Raw genomic sequence first — 15,863 nt, forward strand, 5'->3', positions numbered from 1 at the left:
CACAAGGGTTTCTCGAAGCGAGGGGGCAACACCGTGGGTACTGTCACGACCAGCGACGGGATCGAGATCTTCTACAAGGACTGGGGCAGCGGTCAGCCGATCGTGTTCAGTCACGGGTGGCCGTTGTCGGCCGACGACTGGGACGCGCAGCTGCTGTTCTTCCTGCAGCAGGGGTACCGCGTCATCGCCCACGACCGCCGTGGGCACGGCCGGTCGACGCAGACCGCCGACGGGCACGACATGGACCACTACGCCGACGATCTCGCGGCCGTCGTACAGCATCTCGACCTGCACGACGCCATCCACATCGGCCACTCGACCGGCGGCGGCGAGGTCGCCCACTACCTGGCCCGGCACGGCGAGTCCCGGGCCGCCAAGGCCGCGCTGCTCTGCGCCGTACCGCCGCTGATGGTGAAGACCGACGCGAACCCGGAGGGCCTGCCCAAGGAGGTCTTCGACGACCTCCAGGCGCAGCTGGCCGCGAACCGGTCCGAGTTCTACCGCGGGCTGGCGTCCGGCCCGTTCTACGGGTTCAACCGGCCCGGCGTGGAGTCGTCCGAAGCGGTCATCGCCAACTGGTGGCGGCAAGGCATGATGGGCGGCGCGAAGGCGCACTACGACGGCATCGTGGCGTTCTCGCAGACCGACTTCACCGAGGACCTCAAGAAGATCACCATCCCGGTCCTGGTGGTGCACAGCGAGGACGACCAGATCGTCCCGTACGTCGCCTCCGGCCCGAAGTCGGCCGCGTTGCTGAAGAACGGCGTGCTCAAGACCTACAAGGACCTCCCGCACGGCCTGCCCACGACCCACGCCGACACACTCAATGCGGACCTCCTGGATTTCCTCCGGTCCTAGCACCCATCGCTGTCAGTGCTCATCGGGTAGCCGGTGGCAACCATCGTCCGGTTGCCCCGGCATCCCTTTACCTGCAGGGATTCGCGATCTAGTACTGCGTTCCTCCCGGGCGTACTGTGCTGGAACAGTCCACTCGAAGGAGCGTGCGACTCATGCGGAACCTGTTACGCAGTTGCGCCGTCCTGGCCGGCCTGGCCCTGCTGGTCACCTCGACCGCGCCGGCCGGCGCGATCGTCGGCGGCGCGCCCGACAACGGAGAGCACCCGTACGTCGGTCAGTTGCTGTTCTACGTCCCGGACGCGATCGACCCGCGGTTCGAGGATCCCGGCGCCTGGTTCAACTGCACCGGCACCCTCATCGACGCGGACACGGTCGTCACCGCCGGCCACTGCACGTTCGCGGTCGGTGTCGAGGGCGAAGTCCCGGACAACCCGCTGTTCGGCGGTACCGACGTGTGGTTCTCGGTGTCCGAGGCGCCGGACTACTCCGTGCTGCCACCGAGCTCCACGTTCGTGCCGGATCGCAACGACGAGCGGTACGAGACCTGGTCGGCGATCCTCGACGCCAGCAGTGAATGGGCCGAGGCGGAGTCGACGTTCACGCATCCGGAGTACGTCGACGAGGTCTTCCTGCTGCACGACCTCGGCGTCGTCGAGCTGTCCGAGCCGATCGAGCTCGACGAGTACGGATCGCTGCCGTCGCCCGACTACCTGGACCGGTACGCCGGGAAGGCCAAGCAGCGCGCTCTGTTCGAGTCCGTCGGGTACGGCCTCGAGGACAGCGGACCGAAGTTCTCCCTCGGCGGCGACACCCGCCGGAAGGCGGACCGCCGGCTGATCAGCTTCAGGGGCGCGTACGGCCTGCGCGACATCGCGGTGATGTTCTCGCACGCTCAGGGCGGATCCACCACCGGAGGAACGTGCTTCGGCGACTCGGGCGGTCCGACCTTCGACATCACCTCGCCCGCGATCGCGGAGCAGAACATCATCGTCGCGGTCACGTCGTTCGGCCTGAACTACAACTGCAACGCCAGCGGCAGCTACCGCATCGATCAACCCGACGACCTGGCGTTCCTGCTCGATCCGGCCGGGTCCTACTGATCCACACCAGCAGACAGCCCGGGGCGTTCAGGCCCCGGGCTGTCGTTCGGTCGGGTGTTACGGGATGGCTGTCAGGTTGAAGGCGAACCTGGCGGTGGAGTCGGCGATGGCGTCGGCGTTGACGTCCAGCGCGGTCAGGTTCGGGTTGGCGATGGTGTCGCACGCCTGGTGGTAGCAGACGTCGTACGCGACGCCCGCCGTACCGCCGAACAGGACTGCCTCTTCCGCTGTCTTGATGCCCTCGGCGCCGGTGAAGATGCCGCCCGCCGGGATGCCGGCCGCGATGAACGGGCCGTAGTCGGACCGGCCGTCGAAGTCGGTGCCGACGGTGGCCAGGTTGCGGCTGGTGAAGAACGCCTCGAGCTGGTCCTCGATCTGCGCCGAGCCGGGCGGTCCGGCCGGGAAGCCGGTCGCGTCGGAGTCGTCACCGTCGTACAGCTTGTAGGCGTAGTTCGGCGAGGCGACCATGTCGAAGTTCAGGTAGACCCTGATCTGGTCCCGTTCGGCCTGGGTGAGGTCTTCGACGTACTGGTCGGAGCCGAGCAGGCCGACCTCCTCGGCCGCCCAGAACGCGAAGCGGACCTTGTTCTTCACCGGGAAGTTGTTGATCTGCAGCGCGGTCTCGAGGATGGCCGCCGTACCCGAGCCGTTGTCGTTGATACCCGGTCCGGCCTCGACGCTGTCGAGGTGGGCGCCGATCATGACGACATTGTTCGGGTCGCCCTTGCGGCTCTCGCCGATCACGTTGTGGTCGGTCCCGAGGGTCAGCGTGGAGTCGACCTTCAGGTGGACGACCGCGCCCGGGGTGTTGGCGAGCTCGTTGCCGACGGCGAAGCTGGCGAAGACCATCGGCACGCCGGCCCGCCACTCGCCGATGTCCAGCGGGAACGGATCGGTCCGGCCCGGCTGGCCCTCGTTGAAGATGATGATCCCGCCGGCCTCGGCGAACCCGGCGTTGCGCACCTTGGTGGCGAACGGGCAGGTGCCGCGCTGGATCAGCGCGATGTTGCCGGGGACGAACCCCGCGAAGTCGGACATCTCGCAGCCGCTGGTCGACGTCGGTGTCGGCGTGGGCGGCAGGGTCACGTCTACTGCCTGCACCGCCGCGGTCACGTCACCCGCAGGCGAGGGCTGGAAGGTGAAGAGGTCGACGCCGGGCGTGTAGGTCTTCTGCGTCGGCGCGGTCAGCTCCAGGACGGGTGGGCTGTTCTCCACCCAGCTCTCGACGAAGTTGATCGGGTCGAGCGTGACGCTGTACCCGGCCTGTTCCAGCTGCGCCGCGACGTACGCCGCCGACTGGTCGTAGCCCGAGGTGCCGACGGCCCGGTTGCCGCCGTTCTGGTCGGCGATCGCCTGTAGCGCGACCATGTGCTTCTGGGCGTTCTGCCCGGTGACCTTCTTGGTCAGGAGCTTGGCGTACGTCTCCTCGATCGGGACGGCCCCTGCCGGTACTTGTTGGGCTGCGACCAGAGCAAGGGCCGCAGCGAGACTGATTGCGCCGATGGCGCCACGACGGAACACACGCATCGTTCCCCCACAAGCGAGTAGACCAATCCCCCAGGCCTGACGCCCTGGCAATGTAACCCGGCCGGCTGCATGCGACCAGAGGTCAGCTTTCCGGAAGTGGAACGTCCGGAACCTGTTCTACCGTGAGGACATGGGGTTCATGGACGAGTTGACCGGGAAGCATCTCGAGCGGGTGGATCTGAGCGGCGCGCTGCTGCGGCACGTCGATCTGCGCAACGCGCGGTTCGACCAAGTGACATTGACCGGGACGCGGATGCGTGGCGTGGAGCTCGGCCATGTCACGATCGACGGCGACATCGAGAACCTGGTCATCAACGGGGTCGACGTCGCGCCGTACGTGTACGCCGAGCTCGACCGCCGCTACCCGGACCGGGCCAAGATGCGGCCCACCGACCCCGAGGGGTTCCGGACGGCGTGGGACATCCTCGAGCGCCTGTGGGACGGGACGGTCGCGCGCGCCCGGTCGCTGCCGCCGGAGCGGCTGCACGAGAGCGTCGACGGCGAGTGGTCGTTCATCCAGACGCTGCGCCATCTGTTGTTCGCCACGGATTCCTGGGTACGGCGGGTCATCCTCGGCGACCCGCATCCGTGGGACGCCCTCGACCTCCCGTTCGACGGGATGGGCGACGTCCCGGGCGTGCCGTGGGATCGCGCCGTCCGCCCGGACCTCGACGAGGTGCTTGCCTTACGCAAAGACCGGATGGCGACCGTACGGCGCTACCTCGACGAGCTGACTGTGGACCGGCTCGACGCGCACACGACTCCCGTCTCCGAACCCGGCTGGCCCGGCCCCGACCGCTATCCGATCCGCGAGGTCCTCCTCCTCATCCTCAACGAGGAATGGCAACACCGCCTCTACGCCGAACGCGACCTCGACGCCCTGTGAGGGGACACGTCTGGTTGCTGGGAGCAAGCTCTCGGTGACGGGCCAGGTTGCGCTTTCGGGCAAGGTGTTTTGCGAGGGGTTGCGGTGCGGCGGTCGTGGGGTGACCGTCGGGTCAGGGGTGGTCGTGATGTTGCTGGTGGTCAGTGGGACCGGGAAGCTCGGCGGGCGGGTTGTGCGGTTGTTGCTCGCCCGGGGTGCTGACGTGCGGTGCCTGGTCCGGGCGGGGTCGGACGGCGCGCGGCTCGAGGAGCTCGGGGCGAAGGTCGTTCGTGGGGATCTGACGGATCCGCGGAGCCTGGTCGAGGCGTGTCAGGGTGTCGAGACGGTGATCGCGACGGCGACCGTGATCAACCGGCGGCTGGCCGGGCTACCGAGTCCGTCGATCCGCGACGCCGACGAGTTGGGGATGGCGTCGCTCGTCCACGCGGCCGAGTCGGCCGGCGTAGAGCGCTTTGTCTACATGTCGTTCCCGGGAGTGGAGTCCGCCCTCGGCACGCCGCTCGAGAACGCCAAGCTGGCCACGGAGAAGCGGCTCGAGCGGTCGAGTCTGCGGCGCGTCGTCGTACGGGCGGATGCCTTTCACGAGATCCATCTCGCGCCGCCGGCCCGGTTCGATCTTGCCGCCGGCAAGGTGTCGGTGATCGGCAAGGGTGACAGCAAGCAGCGGTGGATCAGCACCGATGACGTGGCGGCTCTCGTGGCAGCGCTGGCGGTCGAGCCGGATCCACCGGCGGTGGTCACGGTCGGCGGGCCCGAGGCGCTCAGCAAGAACGAGGTGATCGCGATCGCGGAGGAGCTGACGCACCGCAAGCTGAAGGTGCAGCGGATGCCACGCGGCGTCGCCCGACTCGCGATCCGGATGCTCAACAAGCGCAAGGACGGACTCGCGTCGGCGTTCGGCGCGGGCCTGCTCCAGGATCTGCGCGCGGCCGACTGGGACGACGAGCCCTTACGTCAAAGGGGAATCATGCCACGCTCGACCACCGACTACCTCCGCGAGCAGGCCCGCCGCCTGCCTTAGCCGGCCGTCGACTGCAGCGCGTCCGCGTGGCGGTGGAAGACCTTCCACTCGCCGTCCTCCCGGCGGTAGAGCTGCGTGACCCGGAGCGTGTACCTGCGCGGCTCACCCTGCACGCTCGCCGCCGTGTGCTCGTAGCCGACCGTGTACGCGAGGTCGCCGGACACATCCGCCGAGATCACCTCATGCGTGTACGACGTGCAGTCGGCGAAGCTGTCCTCCAGCTTCCCAAGACCTAGCGAGCCTGGAACAGGCCGGTGGCTTGGTACGCGTCGTACAGCTCAAGGGCCAGTCGGGTTGGGGGATGCAGGTCTTCGGGGGGCTCGGCGAGGAAGGCGAGGGCGGTGACCTCGGACGGGTCTGCCGTCAGGTCGCCCGTCCAGCGGCGGGCCTCGAAGCACAGGGCGAAGCAGTGCAGGACGTCGCCGTTGGGGTAGGTGAGGGTGTGGAGGTCCGCCTCGGACAGCGTGGCGAACGGGACGAGGTCGTCCTCGGCGACCGACAGACCGGTTTCCTCCTGTAGTTCGCGTGCGGCGGCGCGGCGGAAGCTGTCGCCGGGTTCGGCTGCGCCGGCGGGGAGTTCCCAGCGGCCGGTGTCGCGGCTTCGCTGGAACAGGATTCGGTCGGCGTCGTCCACCACCAGGACCTGGGCGCCCGGCATCAGCAACAGCCGGGAGCCGACGTGCTGCCGGAGCTCCCACAGATAGGAGCCCTCGTACGCCGTCATGTTCCAACTCTAGGAACTTAAGGACAGGAGGTGTGCGCCGTGGCGGGAGGATCCGGGCGGCGACCGAGCGTGGGACGGGCTGGGATATCGGAGTACCTCCTGTCGTTCTGCACCCGATGAGAGGGTTGAGGGGTGAAGAAGCGTGCGGGGACTTTGTTGGCGGTGGGGCTGGCGCTGGGGCTGGGGTGGGCGGTCATGGTTAGTGCCGCGATGCCCAGTTGGTTTGATCCGGATGAGGCATGTGCGATGCGGTTCGGTGGGGCGGACAGTGCTGGGGTGGACGTGGAGACCGGTTGGTTCCCGCCGCGCGCGACCTGTGATTTCGGGGGCGGGGATGTGCGGGACTTCATCTCGCCGACCAAGTCGGTGGTGTTCTCCGTGACCGGCGTCCTGATCGCGATCCTGCTGGCCGTCGGGCTGATTCTGACGGTACGGCGACTGAGCGGCGACCCCGGTCCGACCAGGACCGCGGACGGCGTCGACCTCGGCAAGCGCCGGCGCAACCACCTCATCTTCGGGACCCTCGACATCGCAGTCGTCGTCGCCGTACTGACGGCGGGCAACGTGATCGCGATCATCCTCGGCGACCTCCCCGGCGGGATCCTGTTCGGGCTCGCCTCGGCGGCCGGCCTCAGCGCGCTGGCCGCCGTACTCGATCGCCACACCGGCCCACTCCCGAGTACGGCGCTCGACCACCGCCGGCGCGGCACCGCAGCGGGCTTGATCGTCCTCGGCGTGATCTTCGCGGCGACCGCGATCACCGGGCAGATGCCGTTCCTCCGGCTCTGGTGCGTGCCGCTGGCCGCGGCGACGTACGCGGCCGTCACCGCCGTCCAGTGGTCCCGCCTACCCCACTACAAACGGGACCACCGGACGGCGCATCACTCAACCCGCTGAGCTGTCCGGCCAGCCGGGGAGGATGTTCTGGTTGAGGTGGAACACGTTCTCGGGGTCGAACTCGCACTTCACCCGGGACAACCGGTCGTAGTTCTCCTGCCCGAACCCGGCGACCACCCGGTCCTGGCCCTCGTTCCCGATGAAGTTCAGGTACACGTACCCGGTCGCCCACTCCTGCAGCTCGGCGCACAGGTCCCGCGACCACTGCCGCCCGCGGGCGTCGTCCGCCGGATCGGACCACAGCCCGAACGGGTGCACCACCCACGCCGCCTTCCGGTGGGGCAACGGCCAGTCGTCGGCGCCCCGCAGTACGGCGCCACCCCACGGCAGCGCGATCTGCTGGGACGGCGACGGCGCCGGCATGTCCTCCGACCGGTCGCAGAACAGCTGTACGGCGGGATCCGGGAACGACGCCAGGTGCTCGGCCGACCAGTAGTTGCGATACCCCGGCGGATCGTCGAGGGCCGAGTTCAGCTCGGCGTACGGCAGCTCCGCGACGAACTCACCGGCCGGACCGAGCGCGAACATCGGCGCGAACGCGTCCCGCGCCTCCGCCTCGGGCCCGGCGTACATCGCCCCGGCCGCCACGATCCGCTGCCCCTGCAGATGCTCCGGCACGAACGGCTCCGGCGGCCCGGTCAGGTAGAGCACGCCGCCGCCCAGGTCCTCGGACGCCCCGGCCTCGATCATGTCCCGGTACGCGCGGGTCACCGCCGGACCGGCCTCGGCGGGCCAGAGCAGCATCGCCAGCGTGGTCGTCGGGAGCTCCTCCAGGCGGAAGGTCAGCGACGTGGCGACCCCGAAGTTGCCACCGCCGCCGTGCAGCGCCCAGAACAGCTCCGTGTTCTTCGTCTCGTCGGCGATCAGCAGCCGGCCGTCCGCGGTGACGAGCTCGACCGAGACCAGGTTGTCGCAGGCCAGCCCGAACTTCCGCTCCATCCATCCCGACCCGCCGCCGAGGGTCAGGCCCGCGACCCCGGTCGTCGACACCCGGCCACCCGTGGTCGCCAGGCCGTACGGCTGGCAGGCCCGGTCGAAGTCGGCCCAGGTCGCGCCGCCGCCGACCCGGGCGATCCGCGCGTCCGGGTCGACCTGGACGCTGTTCAGCCGGCGCAGGTCGACCACCAGGCCGCCGTCGCTCACGCCGGTCCCGGCGACACTGTGGCCGCCGCCCCGGACCGCGATCTCGAGCTCCCGCGCGACGCCGTACTTCACCGCCGCCACCACGTCGGCCGCGGACTCGCACTGCGCGATCATCGCCGGCCGCTTGTCGATCATCGCGTTGAAGACCGTCCGGGCATCGTCGTACGCCGGATCCCCGCCGGTCAGCACGACGCCGCCGAAACCTTCCGGTCTCGCCCCCGCCGGCCGCTCGATGGTGTCGGACATGGTCGTCCCCCCTCGCTGCTCAGCCCACCCCAGCTGCCACCGCCGATCGTGCGCCCGGAGGCGGCCCGGGGTCAACCACTCGATCCCTTACCTGCCGATGACACGATCCCTTGTCCACCAAGGGTTTCTCCGCGGTCACGACTCGGAACCGCGGGCGACAGGGCCTAGGGTGGATGTCATGGATGCAACCGTGATCGGTGGAGCCGGCCAGGTGCTGACCGACGACGAGGTGACCAGCTTCATCGGCGATGCGTTGAGCGGGGCCGGGCTGGAGGGGCGCAGCGTCTGCGTGATCGTCCCGGACGCCACCCGCAGCTGCCCGCTTCCGCTGCTGCTGAAGGCGGTCCACCAGGCCCTCGACGGCCGGGTCGCCAAGCTCACGATTCTGGTTGCCCTGGGCACCCACGCGGAGATGACGCCGGATCAGCTCCGCACCCACCTCGGCGGCGAGTACGACGGCGTCCTCAACCACGAGTGGTGGAAACCGGACACCTTCGCCGACCTCGGCACGATCCACGCGGACCGGGTCGGCGAGATCTCCGACGAGATGCTCCGCGACGAGGTGCCGGTGAAGCTCAACCGCGCGGTGGTCGAGCACGACGTCGCCCTCGTCGTCGGCCCGGTGTTCCCACACGAGGTGGTCGGCTTCTCCGGCGGCAACAAGTACTTCTTCCCCGGCGTCGCCGGTCAGGAGGTCATCGACTTCTCGCACTGGCTCGGCGCCCTGATCACCAGCTCGAGCATCATCGGCACACCCGGAATCACCCCGGTCCGGGCGCTGATCGACGAGGCCGCCGCGATGATCCCGGCGGAGAAGCTCGCCCTGTCGGTGGTGGCGCAGTCGGGCACCAACGCCCTGCACGCAGTCGCGTTCGGCGACACGGTCTCCTCGTGGCGCGCGGCCGCGGAGATCTCTGCGCAGACCCACGTCCGCTACCTCGACCACCCGGTCAAGCGGGTCGTGTCGGTGATGCCGCCGAAGTACGCCGACATCTGGACCGCGGCGAAGGGCTTCTACAAGGTGGAGCCGATCGTCGCCGACGGCGGCGAGGTCATCCTCTACGCGCCGCACGTCACCCAGCTGGCCGCGATGCACCCGGAGATCGAGGAGATCGGCTACCACTGCCGCGACTACTTCCTCGGCCAGTGGGACCGCTTCCGCGATCTGCACTGGGGCGTCCTCGCGCACTCCACCCACCTCCGCGGTGCCGGCACGTGGGACCCGGCGACCGGCGAGCACCTCCGGGTCCATGTCACGCTCGCGACCGGCATTCCCGAGGACGTCGTACGGCGGGCCAACCTCGCCCATCTCGACCCGGCCGACGTCGACCTGGAGGCGTACGAGAAGGACCCGGACACCCTGGTCATCCCGAACGCCGGCGAGATCCTGCACCGCCTCAGGCACTAGCCGGGCCACGTGACTCGTCGGTAACCTACGCAGCTATGACTGAGGCTGAGGTCGTCATCGTCGGATCCGGGTTCGCCGGGCTGTGCATGGGGATCAAGTTGCGGCAGGCGGGCTGCGAGAACTTCGTCATCCTGGAGAAGGCCGAGCAGCTCGGCGGCACCTGGCGGGACAACACCTACCCGGGCTGCGCCTGCGACATCCCGTCGTACCTCTACTCGTTCTCGTTCGAGCAGAACCCGCGCTGGACCCGGATGTTCGCGCCCTGGGACGAGATCCTCGCCTACCTCGAGCACTGCGCGGACAAGTACGGCGTCGCCGAGAAGATCCGGTACGGCGCCGAGGTCACCGAAGCCGTGTTCGACGAGGCCGCCGGCCGCTGGACCGTCACCGTCAACGACGCCGAGACGATCGAGACCCAGGCCCTGGTCGCGGGCGTCGGCAGCCTGCACCAGCCCAAGCTCCCGCAGATCCCGGGCCTCGACGCTTTCGCCGGTACTGCGTTCCACTCGGCGCAATGGGATCACTCGGCGGACCTGCGCGGTCGGAACGTGGCCGTGATCGGGACCGGCGCATCGGCGATCCAGTTCGTGCCGCGGATCGCCCCCGAGGTCGCGCAACTCGACGTGTACCAGCGGACGCCACCGTGGATCACGTCCAAGCCGGACCGCGCGATCGGCCCGTGGGAGCGGCGGCTGCACGAGCGCTTCCCGGCCGGCCAGCGGGCGATCCGCAACGCCATCTACTGGGGACTCGAGGGCCGCGGCGCCGGGTTCGCGGGCAACCCCAAGCTGATGAAGGGCCTCGAGATCCAGGCGAAGCGCCACCTGCACAGGCAGGTCGCCGATCCCGAGCTGCGGGCCAAGCTGACCCCGGACTACCAGATCGGCTGCAAGCGGATCCTGATCTCGAACGACTACTACCCCACCCTGGCCCGGCCGAACGTGGACCTCGTCACCACCCCGATCGCGCGGATCACGCCGACCGGCGTGGTCACCTCCGACGGGACCGAGCGGGCCTGCGACACGATCGTGCTCGGCACCGGGTTCGACGTCTCGGCCAACCTGACCCGGATGCCGATCCTCGGCAAGGACGGCGTCGACCTGGCCGACCACTGGAAGCGCGCCGGCATCGGCGCCCATCTCGGCATCACCGTGGCCGGCTACCCGAACCTGTTCCTGCTGGTCGGCCCGAACACCGTCCTCGGGCACTCGTCGATGGTCTTCATGATCGAGGCCCAGGTCCGGTACGTGATGCAGGCGCTGCACCTGCTGCGGCGGCGCGGAGCGTCGTACGTCGAGGTCCGCGAGGAGGCCCAGGAGCGGTTCGTCGGCGGGATCCAGGGCGAGCTCGGCGACACCGTCTGGCAGTCCGGCTGCACCAGCTGGTACCTGGACGCCGCGGGCCGGAACTCGACCATCTGGCCGGAGTGGACCGTCTCCTACTGGCGCCGCACCCGCCGCCTCGACCCCGCGGACTTCGTGCTGGTCCATTAGGGGTTTACCCGCACTCCCGAAGTAGGAGCGGGGACGGGCGGGGGTACGACCTTGGGATGAAGGCAAGACCGGTCCTCGGGCCGATGTCCGGGCGGCTGCGCCGAAGGATTCTTGAGGTATGGAAATCCTTCAGATCGCCGGCGCAGCGGCCATCGTGATCGGCATCGTGGTCACGGTCCTGCTCGCCATCGTGCCTTCGGTCGTGGACCGGTAAGTCTCCCGCGTCGGGGTCCTTGCGACTCCGGTGTGAGGGTCAGTCGGCGGACAGGTGGACCAGCAGGTCCTGCCGGGTCAGTACGCCCACCGGCTTGCCGTCGTCCAGCACCATCAGGGCGTCCCGATCCTCGAGCAGCTGCACCGCCTTCGCGACCGGCTCACCGGCGCCCAGTGACGGCAGCGCCGGATCCATGTGCTGCTCGACCATGTCGGCCAGCCGCGCCTTGCCGGAGTACAGGGCGTCCATCAACGTCCGCTCCGACACCGCGCCGGCCACCTCGGCCGCCATCACCGGCGGCTCCGCCCGGACAACGGGCATCTGCGACACGCCGTACTCCCGCAGGATGGCGACTGCCTCGGCAATCGTCTCGTGCGGGTGGGTGTGGACCAGCGGCGGCATGCTGCCGTCCTTGCGGGCCAGGATGTCGCCGAGCGTGGTGCCCTGGCGCGCGCCGAGGAAGCCGTACTGCGCCAGCCATTCGTCGCTGAACACCTTGGTCAGGTAGCCGCGGCCGCCGTCCGGCAGCAGCACGACGATGACGGCGTCCGGGTCGTCGAGCTCATGGGCGAGCCGGATCGCCGCCGCGGCGGCCATCCCGGCCGAGCCGCCGACCAGCATGGCCTCCTCGCGGGCCAGCCGCCGGGTCAGCGCGAACGAGTCCGCGTCCGACACCTCGATGACGCGGTCGCAGATGGTCTTGTCGTACGTCTCCGGCCAGAAGTCCTCACCGACGCCCTCGACCAGGTACGGCCGGCCGGTGCCGCCGGAGTAGACCGAGCCCTCCGGGTCGGCGCCGATGATCTGCACCTTCCCGCCGGAGACCTCCTTCAGGTACTTGCCGGTGCCGCTGATCGTGCCGCCGGTGCCGACGCCCGCCACGAAGTGCGTGATCTTGCCCTCGGTCTGCTCCCACAGCTCCGGACCGGTGGTCTCGTAGTGCGAGCGCGGGTTGTTCTGGTTGGCGTACTGGTTCGGCTTCCAGGCGCCCTCGATCTCGCGGACCAGGCGGTCGGAGACGTTGTAGTACGAGTCCGGGTGCTCGGGGGCCACGGCGGTGGGGCAGACCACGACCTCGGCGCCGTACGCCTTGAGCACGTTGCGCTTGTCCTCGCTGACCTTGTCCGGGCAGACGAAGACGCACTTGTAGCCCTTCTGCTGGGCCACCATCGCCAGCCCGACGCCGGTGTTGCCGGAGGTCGGCTCGACGATGGTGCCGCCCGGCTTCAGGTCGCCGGAGGCCTCGGCCGCCTCGACCATCCGGACCGCGATCCGGTCCTTCACCGAACCGCCCGGGTTGAAGTACTCGACCTTGGCGAGTACGAGGGGCTTGGCCCCGTCCGTGGTCTTGCCCAGCTTCACGAGCGGGGTGTTGCCGACCAGGTCCAGGAGTGAGTCTGCGTAGCGCACATCTTTACTGTAGTGATACGCGCGCCTTTCCCCTATTTTCACTTGCGCTGTCGTGACTGCGTGTAATCCTTGACTCATGAGTAGAGCCCGGGCAGCCAAGAAGCTGGCCCAGGCCGCAGCTTTCGGGGGCGGGGGACTCGGACTCATCGGTGCCACGTTGTACGGCGTACTGACCGCTGAGGCCGAGTATGCGAAACGCGTGATCGGACCGATGCGCTACTACCCGACTCCGGGCGACGGTCTGTTCGGCCGGTATCCAGGACATCCGATCACGTTCGCCATCCTCGGCGACTCCAGCGCGGCCGGCTACGGCACCGAGTCACCGGAAGAGACACCTGGCGTCCTGCTGGCGTCCGGTCTCGCCGAGCTGGCCAAGCGCCCGGTGCGCCTGGTCGACGTGGCGAAGACCGGGGCGAAGTCGACCGATCTGGCCGCGCAGGTCGATGCCGCTTTGCAGGCCGGGCCGCATGTGGCGGTCATCCTGATCGGCGTCAACGACGTGAAGTCGAAGATGCCGCCGTCGACCTCGGTCCGGCTGCTCTCGGCCGCGGTCCGCAGGTTGCGGGCCGCGCACTGTGAGGTGGTGGTGGGCACCTGTCCGGACCTCGGCGCGGTCCGGCCGATCATGCCGCCGCTGCGGCAGGTCGCCCGGTCCTTGAGCCGCCGGCTGGCCGCCGCTCAGACCATCGCAGTGGTCGAGGCAGGCGGCCGAACTGTGTCCCTCGGGTCGCTGCTCGGCGAGGTGTTCCGGACCAACCCGTCGATGTGGGGGCGGGACAACTTCCACCCGTCCGCCATCGGGTACGCCGCCGCGTCCGCCGCGCTGCTGCCGTCGGTGGCGGCCGCGATGGGGGTCGGGCCGGAGTCGTTCGTGCACCCGGAGCAGTTCCGGGGCGAGGCGATCCTGCCGATCGCGGAAGCCGCCGTACAGGCTGCCAAGACGGCCGGCACGGAGGTCGCGGCCACCGAGGTCGCCGGGCGCGAACGCGGTCCGCGGGGCCGCTGGGCGACGCTGCGGCATCGGCGCCGGCACCCGAAGGCCGAGGTCGAGCGGGTCGACGAGGACAGCTCCGAATCGCAGGACGCCGTACCGGTGTGCCAGTAGGTTTACGCCGCTGTGCGTCCGCTGAGGGCTACTTTCATGACGAGAGTCTTGCCTAGCGACGGCTGTGTGGTGCACAGTCGATAACTACGCGGTACCCCGATGACGGGAGGCGAAGATGGGCTTGAACCACTCCGAGGAGACGCACCAGCGTTTGGTGGAGAGGGTGCCCGGGTGCACCGGACGCGAGATGACCGAGTGGTTCCAGCTGATGAACGACGGACCGTCGTTCCTGCGCTTCGACGACAGAGTGAGATGGCTATCCAGCGAGTACGAGCTCGCGCACGGGCACGCAACCGCCATCGTCCACGAGTACGACCTGCGCCGAGCGCACCGCCGAATGGGCTGACGAGCCGAACAGGAGTCTGATACAGAAGACCTGCCCTTTCAGGTGGAGGGGCAGGTCTTCCTCGTTCCAGCCCAATCGCACCATCCCGCGACACCCGCCTCGCGAACGCTCGGATACCACACCGGCCTGACCTCACCGGCCACCGCAGCAAGCAACCACAGGCAACCGGTCGGCTGCATCACCGACTGGGGAACCTCAGGACCACCCAGTGAATCTCAGTGAGAACGCCGAAAGGCCGGCCCACCTGGGCCGGCCTTTCGGGTTGTGCGGTGGATCAGTCGCCGCCGCGCAGGATTGCGAGGATGCGGAGCAGGTTCCAGTACAGCCAGACCAGGGTGACAGTCAGGCCGAACGCGGCCCGCCAGGCCTCGTTCTGCGGAGCGCCGTGCTTGACCCCCTGCTCGATCATGTCGAAGTCGAGGATCAGGTTGAACACCGCCAGGCCGGCGCCGAGCGCGGCGAACACCAGGCCCATCGCGCCGAAGCCGCCGATCCCGGAGTTGAAGCCGAACAGGCTGGCGATGAAGTTGATCAGGATCACGCCGGCGAAGCCCATGGTCGCGATGATGACCATCTTGGTGAACCGCGGCGTCACCTTGATCGCGAAGTACTTGTACGTCGCGAGCGTGAGACCGGCCGTCACCATCGTGGCGAGCACCGCCTGCACGATGATCCCTGAGTCACCGACCCAGTTCGCGATGAACTTGCTGCCGATCCCGAGGAACACACCCTCGGCCGCGGCGTACACCATCACCAGCGCGGGGTTGACCCGGCGGGAGAAGGACAGCACCAGGCCGAGCGCGAACGCCAGCAGGGCGCCGGCCAGGAACGCCGGGGTGACCAGGGTGGTCGGAATCGCGAACCAGGCGATCGCGGCGACGAGCACCACGACGCCCAGGGTGGCGGCGGTCCGGACGATCACGTCGTCCATCGTCATGGGGCGGCTTCCGGCCGGCGCGCCTTGGTACTGCTGGGGCGGCACACCGGGTCCACCGTACTGGCCGGGCTGGCCGTAGGGACCCGGCTGACCGTACGGAGCGGCCCCCGGATAAGCCTGGCCTTGGCCAGGCGCGAACGCACTCGACCGGTTCAGGACCGGGTTACTGCTCTGCATTGTCATCCTCCTGGTAGCCCTCATCCGGGGCCGTACAGTGATACTACGGTCCCACCCTTAACAACTGCTGAGGAACAGTCACCTGTTCCCCAACCGAAACCGCCTATCCGGCAAACGGTTGCACAACTCAATCGGTTGCGGATCGATCCAGCGCCCGCAAGCGCTCCCGAACCGTCATCACAGCCCCGTTCCACACCCACCGAATCCCGGTTCTCACCTGCGAATGATCACGCACGCACGGCCGGTAGGGCTAGGTGGTTTGTGGGGGTTGTGGATACGGGTCGGCGTCGTACCTGGGTGGGCAGGTAACGGGTGCGGGCCGGTGGCGCCCCGGCCTCGGGTTGGGCGTCCGCCCGCAATGGGGGCCCCAC

Annotated in this window: 15 protein-coding genes; 9 read left to right on the forward strand and 6 right to left on the reverse strand. The window is 69.0% G+C overall.

Annotated features, from left to right (window positions below; genetic code table 11):
* Positions 1-33: 33 nt before the first annotated feature.
* A complete protein-coding gene (locus AB0H36_RS35625; protein WP_360534136.1) occupies positions 34-858 on the forward strand; it encodes an alpha/beta hydrolase in 825 nt (274 codons plus the stop codon).
* Positions 859-1,010: 152 nt separating this feature from the next.
* The gene (locus AB0H36_RS35630) at positions 1,011-1,958 is read left to right on the forward strand and encodes a trypsin-like serine protease (protein WP_360534139.1); all 948 of its coding nucleotides are present in this window, start codon (positions 1,011-1,013) and stop codon (positions 1,956-1,958) included.
* 57 nt (positions 1,959-2,015) lie between these two features.
* Here the strand turns inward: AB0H36_RS35630 and AB0H36_RS35635 are convergent, their stop codons facing one another.
* Positions 2,016-3,485, reverse strand: a complete 1,470-nt coding sequence (locus AB0H36_RS35635; RefSeq protein ID WP_360534141.1) for a M28 family metallopeptidase — start codon at positions 3,483-3,485, stop codon at positions 2,016-2,018.
* Between the two features lie 130 nt (positions 3,486-3,615).
* On the opposite strand from AB0H36_RS35635, the gene AB0H36_RS35640 reads away from it, so the two are divergent.
* Entirely contained in the window at positions 3,616-4,371 is a 756-nt protein-coding gene (locus AB0H36_RS35640) for a DinB family protein (protein ID WP_360534143.1), read from the forward strand.
* A 127-nt stretch (positions 4,372-4,498) separates the two neighbouring features.
* The gene (locus AB0H36_RS35645; RefSeq protein WP_360534145.1) at positions 4,499-5,392 is read left to right on the forward strand and encodes an NAD(P)H-binding protein; all 894 of its coding nucleotides are present in this window, start codon (positions 4,499-4,501) and stop codon (positions 5,390-5,392) included.
* On the opposite strand, the gene AB0H36_RS35650 is transcribed toward AB0H36_RS35645, so the two are convergent.
* Both AB0H36_RS35650 and AB0H36_RS35655 read right to left on the reverse strand, forming a co-directional pair.
* A complete protein-coding gene (locus tag AB0H36_RS35650; RefSeq protein WP_360534165.1) occupies positions 5,389-5,613 on the reverse strand; it encodes a nuclear transport factor 2 family protein in 225 nt (74 codons plus the stop codon). The two genes, AB0H36_RS35645 and AB0H36_RS35650, sit on opposite strands and share 4 nt — an antisense overlap.
* An 11-nt stretch (positions 5,614-5,624) precedes the next feature.
* Positions 5,625-6,116 (reverse strand): NUDIX domain-containing protein, encoded by a 492-nt coding sequence (locus AB0H36_RS35655; protein WP_360534147.1) that lies wholly within the window; start codon positions 6,114-6,116, stop codon positions 5,625-5,627.
* A 276-nt stretch (positions 6,117-6,392) separates the two neighbouring features.
* Here AB0H36_RS35655 and AB0H36_RS35660 point away from each other — a divergent pair, with 276 nt between their 5' ends.
* Positions 6,393-7,013, forward strand: coding sequence for a hypothetical protein (locus AB0H36_RS35660; protein ID WP_360534149.1), 621 nt, complete (start codon positions 6,393-6,395; stop codon positions 7,011-7,013).
* Here the strand turns inward: AB0H36_RS35660 and AB0H36_RS35665 are convergent.
* A complete protein-coding gene (locus AB0H36_RS35665) occupies positions 7,002-8,402 on the reverse strand; it encodes an FAD-binding oxidoreductase (protein WP_360534151.1) in 1,401 nt (466 codons plus the stop codon). The two genes, AB0H36_RS35660 and AB0H36_RS35665, sit on opposite strands and share 12 nt — an antisense overlap.
* A 178-nt stretch (positions 8,403-8,580) precedes the next feature.
* Here AB0H36_RS35665 and AB0H36_RS35670 point away from each other — a divergent pair, with 178 nt between their 5' ends.
* Complete coding sequence (locus AB0H36_RS35670) at positions 8,581-9,810, forward strand: lactate racemase domain-containing protein (protein ID WP_360534153.1); 1,230 nt, start codon at positions 8,581-8,583, stop codon at positions 9,808-9,810.
* 35 nt (positions 9,811-9,845) lie between these two features.
* Complete coding sequence (locus AB0H36_RS35675) at positions 9,846-11,303, forward strand: NAD(P)/FAD-dependent oxidoreductase (RefSeq protein ID WP_360534155.1); 1,458 nt, start codon at positions 9,846-9,848, stop codon at positions 11,301-11,303.
* A 253-nt stretch (positions 11,304-11,556) separates the two neighbouring features.
* On the opposite strand, the gene AB0H36_RS35680 is transcribed toward AB0H36_RS35675, so the two are convergent.
* Positions 11,557-12,927, reverse strand: a complete 1,371-nt coding sequence (locus tag AB0H36_RS35680; protein ID WP_360534157.1) for a cystathionine beta-synthase — start codon at positions 12,925-12,927, stop codon at positions 11,557-11,559.
* A 76-nt stretch (positions 12,928-13,003) separates the two neighbouring features.
* Between AB0H36_RS35680 and AB0H36_RS35685 the strand changes: the two genes are divergently transcribed.
* Both AB0H36_RS35685 and AB0H36_RS35690 read left to right on the forward strand, forming a co-directional pair.
* The gene (locus AB0H36_RS35685) at positions 13,004-14,032 is read left to right on the forward strand and encodes an SGNH/GDSL hydrolase family protein (protein WP_360534159.1); all 1,029 of its coding nucleotides are present in this window, start codon (positions 13,004-13,006) and stop codon (positions 14,030-14,032) included.
* Positions 14,033-14,147: 115 nt separating this feature from the next.
* Positions 14,148-14,378, forward strand: a complete 231-nt coding sequence (locus tag AB0H36_RS35690) for a DUF4287 domain-containing protein (RefSeq protein WP_360534161.1) — start codon at positions 14,148-14,150, stop codon at positions 14,376-14,378.
* Between the two features lie 274 nt (positions 14,379-14,652).
* Here AB0H36_RS35690 and AB0H36_RS35695 read toward each other — a convergent pair whose 3' ends face one another.
* Positions 14,653-15,492: a Bax inhibitor-1/YccA family protein gene (locus AB0H36_RS35695; protein WP_360534163.1), complete on the reverse strand. Its 840-nt coding sequence runs from the start codon at positions 15,490-15,492 to the stop codon at positions 14,653-14,655.
* Positions 15,493-15,863 lie beyond the last annotated feature (371 nt).

Source organism: Kribbella sp. NPDC050820, from assembly GCF_040653975.1.
In the GTDB taxonomy this organism is placed as follows: domain Bacteria; phylum Actinomycetota; class Actinomycetes; order Propionibacteriales; family Kribbellaceae; genus Kribbella.

Bases quoted from the DNA above. Each gene is read 5' to 3' on its own strand.
- AB0H36_RS35630 (WP_360534139.1), top strand. From the start codon at position 1,011: ATGCGGAACCTGTTACGCAGTTGCGCCGTCCTGGCCGGCCTGGCCCTG.
- AB0H36_RS35665 (WP_360534151.1), bottom strand. From the start codon at position 8,402: ATGTCCGACACCATCGAGCGGCCGGCGGGGGCGAGACCGGAAGGTTTC.
- AB0H36_RS35635 (WP_360534141.1), bottom strand. From the start codon at position 3,485: ATGCGTGTGTTCCGTCGTGGCGCCATCGGCGCAATCAGTCTCGCTGCG.
- AB0H36_RS35675 (WP_360534155.1), top strand. From the start codon at position 9,846: ATGACTGAGGCTGAGGTCGTCATCGTCGGATCCGGGTTCGCCGGGCTG.
- AB0H36_RS35695 (WP_360534163.1), bottom strand. From the start codon at position 15,492: ATGCAGAGCAGTAACCCGGTCCTGAACCGGTCGAGTGCGTTCGCGCCT.
- AB0H36_RS35670 (WP_360534153.1), top strand. From the start codon at position 8,581: ATGGATGCAACCGTGATCGGTGGAGCCGGCCAGGTGCTGACCGACGAC.
- AB0H36_RS35645 (WP_360534145.1), top strand. From the start codon at position 4,499: ATGTTGCTGGTGGTCAGTGGGACCGGGAAGCTCGGCGGGCGGGTTGTG.
- AB0H36_RS35685 (WP_360534159.1), top strand. From the start codon at position 13,004: ATGAGTAGAGCCCGGGCAGCCAAGAAGCTGGCCCAGGCCGCAGCTTTC.
- AB0H36_RS35640 (WP_360534143.1), top strand. From the start codon at position 3,616: ATGGGGTTCATGGACGAGTTGACCGGGAAGCATCTCGAGCGGGTGGAT.
- AB0H36_RS35690 (WP_360534161.1), top strand. From the start codon at position 14,148: ATGGGCTTGAACCACTCCGAGGAGACGCACCAGCGTTTGGTGGAGAGG.
- AB0H36_RS35655 (WP_360534147.1), bottom strand. From the start codon at position 6,116: ATGACGGCGTACGAGGGCTCCTATCTGTGGGAGCTCCGGCAGCACGTC.